This window comes from Streptomyces sp. NPDC045701 (assembly GCF_056432045.1).
Map to the genome: position 1 here is coordinate 1 of NZ_JBWKJV010000078.1, position 12,657 is coordinate 12,657.

At 72.4% G+C, this 12,657-nt stretch carries 9 protein-coding genes; 6 read left to right on the forward strand and 3 right to left on the reverse strand.

Translation table 11 applies throughout. The annotated features are described in order from the left end of the window. Positions 1 to 134: 134 nt before the first annotated feature. The 4 genes from AC07DW_RS31380 (at position 135) to AC07DW_RS31395 (ending at position 7,366) form a co-directional block, all read left to right on the forward strand. Positions 135 to 773, forward strand: coding sequence for an RICIN domain-containing protein (locus tag AC07DW_RS31380; protein WP_478861053.1), 639 nt, complete (start codon positions 135 to 137; stop codon positions 771 to 773). Between the two features lie 190 nt (positions 774 to 963). Next, complete coding sequence (locus AC07DW_RS31385) at positions 964 to 2,058, forward strand: hypothetical protein (protein WP_478861054.1); 1,095 nt, start codon at positions 964 to 966, stop codon at positions 2,056 to 2,058. Positions 2,059 to 2,521: 463 nt separating this feature from the next. Continuing rightward, positions 2,522 to 6,832 (forward strand): Hint domain-containing protein, encoded by a 4,311-nt coding sequence (locus AC07DW_RS31390; RefSeq protein ID WP_478861055.1) that lies wholly within the window; start codon positions 2,522 to 2,524, stop codon positions 6,830 to 6,832. Further along, positions 6,833 to 7,366, forward strand: coding sequence for a hypothetical protein (locus tag AC07DW_RS31395; RefSeq protein ID WP_478861056.1), 534 nt, complete (start codon positions 6,833 to 6,835; stop codon positions 7,364 to 7,366). 748 nt (positions 7,367 to 8,114) lie between these two features. Here AC07DW_RS31395 and AC07DW_RS31400 read toward each other — a convergent pair. The 3 genes from AC07DW_RS31400 to AC07DW_RS31410 all read right to left on the reverse strand — a co-directional run bounded on the left by AC07DW_RS31400 (position 8,115) and on the right by AC07DW_RS31410 (position 11,115). After that, entirely contained in the window at positions 8,115 to 8,354 is a 240-nt protein-coding gene (locus tag AC07DW_RS31400) for a hypothetical protein (RefSeq protein WP_478861057.1), read from the reverse strand. Between the two features lie 77 nt (positions 8,355 to 8,431). Further along, positions 8,432 to 10,360 (reverse strand): helix-turn-helix domain-containing protein, encoded by a 1,929-nt coding sequence (locus AC07DW_RS31405; protein ID WP_478861058.1) that lies wholly within the window; start codon positions 10,358 to 10,360, stop codon positions 8,432 to 8,434. Positions 10,361 to 10,464: 104 nt separating this feature from the next. Further along, entirely contained in the window at positions 10,465 to 11,115 is a 651-nt protein-coding gene (locus tag AC07DW_RS31410; RefSeq protein ID WP_478861059.1) for a methyltransferase domain-containing protein, read from the reverse strand. A 401-nt stretch (positions 11,116 to 11,516) separates the two neighbouring features. Between AC07DW_RS31410 and AC07DW_RS31415 the strand changes: the two genes are divergently transcribed. Together AC07DW_RS31415 and AC07DW_RS31420 are read left to right on the forward strand one after the other, a co-directional pair. Further along, positions 11,517 to 12,164, forward strand: coding sequence for an MPN domain-containing protein (locus tag AC07DW_RS31415; protein ID WP_478861060.1), 648 nt, complete (start codon positions 11,517 to 11,519; stop codon positions 12,162 to 12,164). A 68-nt stretch (positions 12,165 to 12,232) separates the two neighbouring features. After that, the gene (locus AC07DW_RS31420; protein WP_478861061.1) at positions 12,233 to 12,568 is read left to right on the forward strand and encodes a MoaD/ThiS family protein; all 336 of its coding nucleotides are present in this window, start codon (positions 12,233 to 12,235) and stop codon (positions 12,566 to 12,568) included. Positions 12,569 to 12,657: the final 89 nt, after the last annotated feature.

The following is a 12,657-nucleotide window of genomic DNA, read 5'->3' on the forward strand; positions in this document are numbered from 1 at the left end:
GCCACAAAGCGGCAGCAGCCTGATAGCCACACCCGATACCCCTGGGCGTCCCCACCCTACGAATGGGAGGACCAACCCGTCCAAAAAGGTAGAGCCGCCTGACCCCCCGACACGCGAGAGAAACGGATCCCCACATGTCTCGGACCAGCCGCACCATCCGGGCCGTCCTGACCGCGGGCGCGGCCGTCGCCGTCCTCGCCGGCACCGCCACGGCCGTCCAGGCCGACGAGGACCCCACCGCGGCCACCGCCTCGGCCACCGCCGCCGAGGCGGCCCGCCAGGCCGCGGCCGCGGCCGCGGCGGCCCGCGCGGAGGCCATCGCCCGTGGCCAGGTGCCGCAGCAGGTCGTCACCTTCACCGCCGCCCACAGCGGCAAGTGCATGGAGATCGAGGGCGGCAAGACGACCGACGGCATCAACGTCCAGCAGTACGACTGCAACAGCACCGACTCCCAGAAGTGGAAGACCGTCGCCACGGCCGGCGGAACCTTCGAGCTGCGCAACGTCAAGAGCGGCAAGTGCCTCGAAGTCCAGCGGCAGAGCGTCGAGCCCGGCGCGGCCGTCCAGCAGTTCGCCTGCGGCCAGGGGGAGCACCAGCGCTGGCGGATGATGCTGGTCGACCCCGTGCGCAAGTTGTACGAGCTCCAGCCCGCGCACGCCCCGGAGAAGTGCGTCGACGTGCCCAGCCAGAAGCAGGACAACGGCATCGACCTCCAGCTCTACACCTGCAACCGCTCCGTCGCCCAGCTGTGGCAGGTCCGGACGGCCGCGTGAGCCGGCCGGACGGCGCGCACGCCTGCGCGTGCGCGTGTTGAACGCCGCGATGGGGCGGGGTCGCACCTGCGGCCCCGCCCCGGCGGCCGTGAACCGTACGTCATTTTTCGAGGGGGGCCTTGAGTTGATTCGTCAGTGGAGATGCGCGCGGGCGGTGACCACCGGCGCGCTGGCTGGTGCGATCGCCCTCGTGGGCAACGTACCGGCGTGGGCGAGCGCCGGCACCCCGGCCGCCGCGCCGCAGCGGGTGGTGGCCATCGCCGGCGCCGTACCAGCCGTACCAGCCGTACCGGCCGGGACACAGGTGCAGGCGCCGGCGCTGTCGCCGGAGCTGGCCGCCGCCGTCGAGGAGGCCCGCAAACGGGTGACGACGATGGCGAAGACCCACCCGGCCGCCGAGGTGCGGACCTCCGCGTGGAACGCCCTGCGCAGCACCCGGGGGGACCAGGCGCTCCTGGACTGGCTCGCCCCCGGCGGCGGCTTCGACGCCGCGAAGCAGCGTGCCCGGGACACCCGCGCCCGCAACAAGGCGTTCTGCGAGCGGGTGCTCGCCACCCACACGGTGTCGTTCTCCCCGCAGGTGCGGGCCGCCGCGACCCGGGCGTTGAAGGGCAGCGCCGCCGAGCAGAGCGCGTTCGTCGCGACCGGCTACGCCGAAGCGCAGCGCCGCGACCGCGCCGCCCGTGAGGCCGGTGAGCAGCAGCGGCTGGACGTCGCCGCCGCCGACCGCGAGTTCGTCCGCGCCCTCGGCACCCAGGACCCGGGCGAGCAGGTGCGGGTCGCGGCCCAGTGGGCGCTGCGGCCGGGAGCCACGGACGCCGACGTGGCGGAGTTCTTCGGCTACGGCTGGGCCACCGGCGCCACGCTGGACCTGGCCGCGTACCGCAGCCGGGTGGCCGACGCCGAGGCGGCACGCCACCACACGCTGACCCGCCTGATCGCCGAGGCCACGGTGGCCGAGGCGGCCGTGGCCGATGCCGCCGACGCCGCACGCGCGCGTGCGGAGGCGGAACGCGCCTGGCAGGCGGTGTCCGAGCACGCCGGAGCGGCCCAGCGCGCCTGGCAGGCCGAACAGACCGCCGCGGCCGCGCAGGCGGAGAACTGGCGGACCGTCGCCCAGCTGTCCCGCGAGTCCGCCGAGCGCCTCTGGCAGGCGATCTCCGGCACCGCCGACGACCACGAGGCCGCCTGGTCCGGGGAGCGGACGGCCGCGGACGAGGCGGCCGCGTTCTGGAAGGCGATGTTCGACCGCGCCCAGGACGGCGAGGACCGCACCCGGGGCTGAACCCGGGCGTACGACCGGCCCCGCCCGTGACCGGGGGCGGGGCCGGACAGCGCGCGGCGCCTGTGACCAGGGGCGCGACCGGGGGCCCGACCAGGACGTACGACGGGGGCGTATGACCAGGGCGTACGGCCGGGGGAGTGCCCCACGAGCCGGGCCGGGCCGTGACGTCCGGCCCTGCCGTGTACTCCGGCCCCCGGCCGCGACCACCGGCCTGGGCCTGTGCATTCCGGCTCCGGCCCATGACGTCCGGTCCCGGCCCGGAGATCCGACCGACCCAGGCCCAGGCCGAGCGCCTCGGGTGTCCGGCCGGCCCTTTCGACCAGGGGCCGGCCGGACGGCACACGCACACCGACCGCCCCGCCCCATGACCGGGTCGGGGTCCTTTTCCATCCACTCTTCGAGAGGGACTGCCGTGAGGGGAAGATTCCGGCCCAGGGCCGGAGGGCTGCGCGCAGGCGTGGCCGTGCACATACGGAAGGCCGTATCCACGGCGATCGCCGTGGCGGTGCTGGGCACCGTCGCCGGTGAGGCCGCCGCCGCGACCTCCGTACGCACCGAGCAGGCGTCGCTCACGCGGACGCTCCAGTCGCTGGACCGGCTCGCGGCGGCGGCGAGGCCGCAGAGCGACCCCGCCCCGCCCGCCGCGTCCGAGCTCGACCGCATCAGCGACGAGCGGGACCGGCAACTGGTGGAGGACTTCGCGGAGTTCGACGAGGAGGAGGAGGTCCGCGAGGCCGCCAAGGCGGCGCTGGCGAGCACCGATCCGAACGCGATCCGGGAGTTCCTGGAGCGCGGCGAGGCCGAGGCGCGACAGCGCGCCAAGGACAAGCGGGACGCCGTCGACGTGGCCAACCGGGGCAAGATCGAGGCGCTGCGTGGCACCGGCGGGCCGTTCTTCAATGCCGAGGTCGAGCGGGTTCTCAAGGGCACGGCGCAGGACCGCGCCGACTTCCTGGCCTTCGGCGCGGACATCGCCAGGCAGCGGGACAAGGCCACCGAGCAGAACGAGCAGCAGCGCGCCGAGGAGAACCGCAAGCGCGTCGAGATGCTCGCCGCGGTCGGCGGCCCCGAGGTGAAGCGCACCGCGCAGGCCGCTCTGGCCACGGGCGACGACAAGGTGATCGCCGAGTACCTGGCGAAGGGCTACCTGGCCGCCGCGCAGAAGGACGCGGACGACCGGGAGGCGCACGAGAAGGCGCAGAAGGAGGCGCTGGACGCGGCCGAGAAGCTGCGCGACCTGGCGGAGAAGGCGGCCACCGCAGCAGCCGCCCGCACCAAGCTGATCGCCGCGCACGGCGACGCGGTGAAGGCGCTCAAGACCGCGTCGAACGCGATGAGCGCCGCCGCCGCCCAGTCCCGTGAGGCCGACCGGATGCTCGCCGCCGACAAGGCCGGCAAGCGCCTGTCGGACTACGCCCCGGTGAAGGCGGAGGTCGCCCGCCAGGTCGGCATCGCCGAGAGCGCCGCGAAGGCGGCCCAGGTGGCGGCCGGGCAGGCCAAGGTGCAGGCCGATGTGCTGGTCGAGACCGGGCTGACGCACGGGGTGCAGTGGTCCGAGGTGGCCTCCGGCATCGCGGGCGCCTCGGACGCGGCGGCCAAGGCCGCGGCGACCGCGCGGCACGCGGTGGACGCCACCGCCGCCGACGCCGCCGGGCTGAACTCCCAGAACCAGGCCGAGCTGCACGCCCAGCAGGCCGCCAAGTGGCGGGCCAACGCCGAGGAGCACGCCAAGGCCGCGGCCCGGCTCGCCGAGGCCGCCGCCCAGCAGGCGAGGATCGCGGCGGACGCCGCGGCGAAGTCGCGTCAGGCGAGGATCGCCGCCGAGCAGGCCGAGAAGGAGGCGTGGGAGCACGCCCGCAAGACGCGCGAGGCGCGGATCGAGGCCGAGCGCCAGGCCAAGATCGCGGCTGAGCAGCGGGCGATCGCCGAACGCGAGCGTGACCTCGCCGCCGCGGCCCGGGCGCGGGCCGAGCGGGAGCGGGACATCGCCGCGGCGGCACGCGCGCGTGCCGAGGCCGAGGCCCGTACCGCCTCCGCCCGCCGGGCGGACGCGCAGGCCGCGGCGGCCGTGGCCGCCGAGAAGCGGGCCACCGCGCAGGCCCAGGAGGGCATCGCCGCCAAGGCCGACGAGCTGGCGCGGGGCGAGGAGACCAAGGCTCGTACCGCCCGCAACAAGGCCGTCGAGGCCGAACGCGTCCACAACGCCGAAGCGGCCAGGGCCCGGGCGACCGAGGCGATGGCCGCCAAGGCCGCGGGCACCGAGCACGCCGGCACCGCCCGCGCGGCGGCCACCGAGGCGCGCTCCGCGGCCGACGCCGCCGGAACGGCGGCCGGTACGGCACGGGGCGCGGCCGACCAGGCGTCGGCGGCGGCGGTACGTTCCCGCTCGGCGGCCATCGAGGCGGCGGGCGCCGCCGCGCGGGCACGGGCGGCGGCCGCCGAGGCCACCGCGCACGCCGCCCGCGCCAACGCCGCCGCCAACAAGGCCGAGGCGGCCGCCTTCGCGGCGAACGCGGCGGCGAACAGGGCCGAGGCCGAGGCCGCCGCCACCCACGCGGCGGCGCAGCGGGCGAACGCCAAGGCGGCCGAGGCCACCGCGCAGGAGGCCCGCGCCGGCATCGCCGCCCATGAGGCCTCCCGGCTGGCCGGCCTGGCCGCCGTCCACGCCAACCAGTCGCTCCAGGCGGCGAACCGGACCCGGGACGAGGCCGAGGGCGCCACCCGGGAGGCGGCCATGGCCCGCCTCCAGTCCACGATCGCGCTCCAGGCCGCCACGTCGGCCCGTACCACCGCGGCCGGCATCGCGGACCCGGCGAACACCGCCATCGCGCTCACCGCGCCGTTCACCGGCACGGACGTGAACGCCGACTTCGCCGCCGAGGTCGCCAAGGCCGCCCAGGCGATGGGCCAGGCCGAGGTCACCAAGGCCGAGGCCCGCGCTGCCGAGGCGGTCAAGGCCGCCGAAGCCGCCGAGGCCGCGGCCAAGCGGGCCAACGCCCAGGTGGCACCGGCCTTCAAGGCGGCCGCGGCCGCCGCCCGTTCCTCCGCCGACGCGGCCCGCTCCTCGGCGGCGGCGATGAAGTCCGCCGCCCAGGCCGCCGAGGACGGCGCCAAGGCACGGGCCGCCGCGGCACGCGCCAACCAGGCCGACGCCCAGGCCCAGGCCGACGCCAAACTCGCCCGCTCGGCCGCCAACCAGGCGTTCGCCGACGCGGCAGCCGCCCGCAACGCGGCCACCCAGGCCGAGGCCGAGGCGGCCCGCGCCCGGGGCGCCGCCGCCGACGCCGAGAACCACGCCGCGGCAGCCAACAGCGCCGCGAGCCTGGCCGAGCAGGAAGCGAGCGTCGCCCAGGGCGCCGCTGCCCAGGCGGAGAAGGACGCCGCCGACGCGAACACGTTCGCCGAGTCCGCCGAGAAGCACGCCGCCTCCGCCGAGACGGCCGCCAAGAACGCCGGCACCTACGCCAAGGAGGCCGACGAGGCCGCCAAGAAGGCCGAGGAGTACCAGCGCGAACTGGAGCGCAAGGAGCGCGAGGAGGCCGCCAGGCAGGACGGCAAGGGCGGCGGCCCCGAGCTGACCTGGCAGGAGGAGCAGGCCCTCGAGGACGCGGACATGTCGCCCGAGGAGTACGAGGCGGCCCGGGCCCTGGCACAGCAGAACCTGCTCGACTACCTGATGGAGAACGGCGCCGAACTCCTCGTCGAACTCGCCGCCGAGAAGATCAAGGAGTGCTGGAACGACCCGGACATCCCGACCTGCCTGTGGGCGGTCGTGGAGAGCCTGCCGTGGACGAAGGCGGCCGTCCTGGTCTCCAAGCTCCCCAAGATCGGCAAGGCCATCCTGGGTATCAAGGACTTCCTCGACAAGTCGGCCAAGGCGAAGAAGCTGATCGCCAAGGGCCAGGAGGTCCTCGAGAAGTTCCGCAACACCCCGGTGGTCTGCACGCTGGAGGACAACAGCTTCACGCCGCGGACTCCGGTCCTGATGGCCGACGGCACCCGCCTCCCGATCAAGGACGTGCGGATCGGCCAGCGGGTCCTGGCCACGGACCCGGTCACCGGTGAGACCGCGGCACGCCCGGTCTCCGACCTGATCACCGGCACGGGCCGCAAGGACCTGGTGAAGGTCACCATCGACGCCGACGGCCCGGCGGGCGACGCCACCGGCGAGGTCACCGCCACCGCCGGACACCCGTTCTGGGTGGAGAACCGGCACCGCTGGCTGGACGCCGCCGACCTCCGGGCCGGCGACCTGCTCCACACGCCCGAGGGCGATGAGCGACAGGTCCTCGCCACCCGCGCCTGGTCGCAGACCCTGACGGTGCACAACCTCACCGTCGAGGGCATCCACACGTACTACGTCGCCGCCGGGCCCGCGACCGTCCTGGTGCACAACGCCAAGAAGAAGAAGTGCAACTTCCAGATCGACCACGTCGGCCAGGTCGACCAGGACTGGGTCCACAAGGGCGCCCACGTCAACATGAAGGACGGCATGGAGGTCGCCCTGCGCCCGGACGGCAAGGGCGGCATCACCGGCGTGGCCCTTCGTATGAGCAAGGGCACCGCCACCCAGAAGCAGGTGGACGCCGTCATCGACATGATCAAGTCGAACCCGAAGCTGCGAGCGGACATGATCAGGGTGACGAAGGCCGCCAAGGAGGTCTTCGAGTCGAGCGCCAAGGCCATGAAGGAACGCCGCAATCCACAGTGGCGCTTCAGCAACGACCGGACCGAGGAGCTTCAGCAATTGATCGACGCCATGGAGAAGATGTAGATGCCCGATCTGGATTTCTACGCCCATGTCGCCACCCGCGGCGACGTGCTGGGGGCCGGAATCGGGTCCGAGCCCGCCGAGTGGGAGGCGGTGCTGGGACCCGACCACCTCGACGACCGCTCGGGGGAGCTGCTGCGGCGGGACTACGGACTGGTCGAGCTGTCCTTCCAGAGGAGTGACGACACCTGGCCGTGCTTCGGCATCAGCGTCCAGGTGCACCGCCTGCTCCCGGGAGCGGGCGATGTCCCGCGCCCCCTGCGGGACACCTACGGTGACTTCGCTCGCCGGGTGCGTTTCGACGAGCTGCGGGACGTGATCACCGGCCTGGGCCACACGGTCGAACCGGACGACGCCCCGCCGGTCGCGGACACGAGGCGGTACCGGGTCTCCGGTTCCGGCGCCCGGATCGTCGTCGTCGAGGATCCCGACCCGTACGGCTACGGTGCCCTGGACCCGGACGACCCGGACGAACGCCAGGTGGGCGACGTCTGGTCGATCGGCATCTCCCCGGCCTGGTGGTCCGCGAAGGACTGAGCCGGGCCGCCCCCACGGGACGGACGCGCGGGTCGGCGGGTGCTCTTCGGAGCACCCGCCATCCGTGCGTCCGGGGGCGGCGTCGTTCCTCGGGTCGGCCCGGTACACCGAGCGGGCTGTGCCGTCCGGGGCACGACCAGCTGCCGGCACCCCGCCGCGTACACGTCTCCGGCCCGCCGGGACAGCAGCACCTCCGGCTGCCCGGCCGCGCCGTCGCGCACGGCGATCAGGTGGACGTCGAGCGGCTCGGGTTGCCGCTGCGTGCCCCCCGTCACCGCCCGGGCGGCGCGCGAGCAACACCGTGAACTCCGCGTCCTCGGTCAGGACGCCGCCGCGGGCATGGGCCTTTCAGGAGACCGACCGCCTCGGCCTCGAACTCGGGGTGCCGTCCGGCGAAGAGGCCGGGGCGGGCGAAGCCGGTGGTGCGCAGGTAGCCGACGATGTCCTCGGGGCCCATGCGCGGGCGACGGGGAAGCGGCGTTCGGTCACGTCACTGAACGCCGAGCCGGCGAGGTCGTCCTCGTAGGAGCGGCCCGGTCCGGCGTACGTGCCGCGAGTGCCCGCGCGACGCTCCTCGCCGAGGTAAGTCTGGATCAGCCCCCCGAAGGGCAACCGTCCCGTCCGCTTCGTGGGTCCACAGGCTGCCGTTTCCCATGATCGCCACGACGGCGTGCGGCATCCGAGACCGCCGCGGAGGCCAGCTGGTCGGGGCGGGTTATCGTGAATCTCCGGGAGCGTGGGGGAGTTGTCAGGTCAGGTCGCCGTTAGGGCTGGTCGCCCGCTGGACGTCGTCGGTGTCGAGGCGAAGCCGGTAGGCGGCCGGTTCGCCGCCCGCCAGCGGGCGGCGGCGTCCTGGACCTCCGCCCAGATGTCCCTGGGGGCCGCGGGTCGTCACGTCCCACCGGCGGGAGCCGGCGGCTCGCACCCGCATCCACGACCCGCACTCGGGCGCGCCGATCGCCAGGTCCTCGGCCCCGAAGTGGCGCACCAGCCAGTACGTCCGAGGCGGGCACCGAGGTGCCCGGACACCACAGCGCCAAGGGGGTAGCCGTACACCCAGTGCGGTCACTCCTGCCGTCCGGTGCCCTGGCGCTGGATCAACATCTGCTTGGTCTGCTGCAACTGCAGTGCGAGCTGTATTTCCAGTGCCCGGCGGGGCTGCTGCCAGTCCGGGCCAAGCAGTTCGGTCACACGGCCGAGGCGGCGGGAGACGCTGTTGGCGTGCAGGTGCAGCGCGCTCGCCGCACGACTCGGGCTGCCGCCAGCCTCGAAGTACGCCGCCAACGTGGCTGTGAGCTCGGTACCCCGCTCGGAGTCGTACGCCAGGACCGGGCCGATCGTCGAGGACACAAAGCCCTCGACGTTGGTGCTGTCGGCGAGAAGAAGCCCCAGGAACCCCAGATCCTCGGTGGCTGCCGCGCCTCCTGGGCCCCGCAGGGCCGTGATGGCTTCCAGGCAGCGTAGAGCCTCGTCGTACAACTCGGCGGCGGCGGAGACGCCGACCGCGGGTCCTGCCGCCCCCACCGACACCGGCCGGGGCAGCAAGGGCGACAGCTCGCCGGACACGGTACGGGCCATGGCGGAAGCGTCCGCACCGGGGAGCAGCAGCACGATGCAGCCATCGTGAACGGTGTTCAGACCCGCCATCCGAGAGGCGTAGGAGGAGGCCCAGACGGCGGCGCGGCCGTGGTCCCCTTCGGGTCTGGCAACGACGACCACGTACGTGCCGGTTGGTTCGAAGCCGAGCCGTCCGGCCCGTGCATGCAGCGGACGGGCCGCGTTCGCCGGGGTGGTGAGCAGTGCGTCAAGCAGTTCGCTCCGGGCGGCGCCCTCCGCCGCGGTGGTGTCGCGCTGGAGGACCAGCGCGACACCCACGGCTTGCGCGGCGGCCGTCAGGAGGCCCTGGTCCACGGTCGATCGGCGGTCCGGACCGGACAGCACCAGCAGGCCGAGGTTCTCTCCGGCGGCGCTGATGGCGGCGGCCCAGTGACCGTTGCCGACCGCGACGGGCTTCCCCGTGGCGTGCGAGTCGATCGACGCCTGGGCCAGCAGGGCCTCGTCCCCGCCCGGCATCCCGCCCGGAGCGATGAGCCATCGCCCGACGTCGTCCCGCACCGAGACGGTCCCTCCCAGGATCGTCCCCGCGGCCTCCGCTAGTTCCTGAGGGTCCGCCCCGTCCAGTGCGGCGCCGATGAGCCGGGTCATGACTTCCTCCCAGGCAGCCGACCGGGAGAGCCGGGACTGCAGGGAGACCAGCTCCCGACGCAGCTCCTGCGTCTCGTTCCTGGCGCGCTCCAGGCGCCTGACGCCTTGGAGCGCCACGCCGGCGAGCTCCGCGAGGGAGCGGAACAGGCCGACCTCGTCGGGATGGAAGTGACGGATCTTCCGCTCGGCTCCGTACAGGGCCCCGAACCGGTCGCCTCCGCGGCCGAGCGGCACCGCGATGATGGCGTGCAGTCCCTCGGCCCGGACCACCCGGTCGACGTGCTCCGAATGCTGAATGCGCTGATCCGCGAGGTAGTCGGGGGTCCAGAACGGCGCCGTGCTGTCGTGTACGAGAGCGCCCATGCCGTGACCGGAGGGAACCGCCAGTCCGACGTTCATGGCGGTGGTCTCGCCCACGGAGGTGTGCACGCACCAGCCTTCGTCGCCGGTGAGCGCCGTGATGTAGGCGAGGTCCAGGCCGAGCAGGCGCCGTGCCTGGACCGCGATGGACCGGGAGAGCTGCTCCGGGTCGGTGGCCGCCATGAATTCCAGTGCCGAGTCGATCAGCGCCACGGTGCCGGCCTCGCGGCGCCGTGCGTGTACGGCCGACTCCCGTATCCCACGGGCCATGCCCAGAGCTTGTGCGAGCCGGTCGTGGTCGTGGGTGCCCGGTTCGTACTGGTGGGACTCGTGAAGCAGCTCGTCGAAACGGTGGAGCGGTGCCTCCTCCGCGAGCAGCCGGACGACCGCGAGCGTGAGGTCGTCCGCGCGTATGTCGTCCGACTCCACCCCAACTCCCCCGCTTCCAGGTGGTCCGCACCAGCCAGTGGCGACCATAGGATCTTCATCCTGCATGGTCAAACCACTTGGCGGCGGGCCCCTGGTCCCGGACGTCAGGCCGCGGTGATCTCGAAGAGGACGTGTTCCACGGTTTCCGGGCCCTCCTCGACCGTGAGGCGGCCGGCCACCCTCAGTTTCCGGCCACACTCGCCGGCGATCCTGGTCAGGGCTTCGGCATCGCCCCGATCGCTGAAATGAAGCAGGGCCGTGCCTGTCGGAGTGAGCCGTTCGGTGGCTGCCGACAGATACCCGCGGTGTGTCCGGTAGCCGGGATCGATGTACGCACGGTCGTGAAGGGTCGCGTACCGGTGGTCGGCGGGGGCGAGCACGAAGTTCGAGTGCCAGTACACGACATCGAACTTCTCCTCCGCCGACAGGCCCGCGAAGAGATCGCTGTGCACGGTGCGCACCCGGTCCGCCACCCCGTGCCGCCTGGCGTTGATCGCGGCGTTGCGCACGGCATGCGGATTGATGTCTGCCGCGACCACCCGCTCGCATCCCGCAAGTGCCGCGGACACAGCGATCGCACCGGTTCCGCAGCCGATCTCCAGGAACGAGTCGCTCCGGTGGAAATCGGCAGGAAAGCCGAGCAACTCCATCGCCGCCTCGGTGGACGGTGAGAACGGCGGGGCGAACACCTCGTCCAGAAGGTCCCACTCACGTCCATGGAGGAGAAAGATCCGAGGGCGGTCGTCCCGCGTCATCGACCGCCGACTACGCGCCAGTGACCGTTCGTAACTCCGGATCTCCCTCATCGTCCCTCCTCAGCCGCGGCGTGCCCTCCTGCCGGGCATGCCAGGGGAGAGCCTGCCGCAGCGGGAGGCCCTGCCATAGGTGATCACGTGACAGCCTCCCGGCTGCGCGGCGGTGCTCGGAGCACACCCGCGCCACCCGTGGCCGGGTCCCGGCCACACCACCACGGAGCGCCGACTGCCGGCGGCGCGGGCCGTGGCGCGGTGGTGCCGTGGCATGCCACCACCGTGCAGGCCGAAAAAGGGTGTCCGACGTACCTCGTGCGGACGGGGGTCGCGCCTGCAGTCTTTCTCGTGCAGGAACGACTGGAGACACGAGACACGGCCCCCCTTTGGAGGTGCACAGCCGGTTGATGAAAAACGTTCAGTGCGAGAGTCCTGCCACGATCGTCCGCCTCGGCGCCGAACCCGCCAGGCGTTTCATTCGTCATGCCGTGCAGGAGTACCAGAAATGTCTGGACAGCCGTGACGACGAGGGAGTTCCCACCCACCTGCCGCGCGCCTCGGCCGTCTTGTTCGGGGCGTCGGACGGTGCTGAGACAGTGATCAGCGACATCGAATTCGTGACGAACGTCCGCGACAGCGACGAAAGCGTCATGGCTGAATTCGAACAGACAATCGCCCCGCGGTTCGGCGAGGTGTACAGGAACCCAGGGCGAGGGTTCTGGTGCGATGAAAAGAGTGTCCTTCAGGCGATCAAGAAGCAGTCCGCCAAGGGTCTGGATCTCATGGGGTCCATACATTCGCATCCGAACTGGCACGAAATCGGCCCACCGCACGAGCGCTACCAGCGACTCAGCGAAAAACCGACCAGGATGGACGAGTACCTCTTCCGCCAGTCGTGCTGGCCGGTCAACGTGATCTGGTACATCCATGATGGCGGTGGCGGCATGGCGCACCGGGTAGCGGGCTGGAGGCCCGGTGCGGGCCGGTGCGAGAGCCTTGACATCCGGATTCCTTCGGCGATCCGCGACGAATTCGAGGTGGAAGCGCCGACCTGACGATAGGTGTGGCGCCAACAGGATGAAAAAAGGATGAACAAAGATGGCCTACCCAGGGGAAATGAAACATGAGCGATGTCTCACAGGGTGTCAGTAAGAGCCTTCCGGCTTCCGTGGTGACCATCAAACTCCCGGCGGCCTTCCATGTACTGACCGGCGGTCAGCGGCAGGTGCCCATCGAGGGCGACACCGTCCGGGAAGTGCTCGTCGGCCTTGACCGCGCCTGCCCCGGCGTACTCGAACGACTTATGGACCCGCAGGGGTCCGTGAAGCGCTACGTCAACGTCTACCGGAACGACAGCGACATCAGGGAACTCGATGGTCTCGAAACAAGATTGGAGAGCGACGATGTCGTGTGGATAGTTCCGGCGGTAGCGGGTGGCAGCGGAACGGTACGAGCCTAGTGTCCTGCGCCGGGAATTCGTTGAATTAGTAAGCTGTCTCCATGGCGAAGATGGGGCGGCCGATGGCCGAGCTGGTGTTGTCGGAGGAT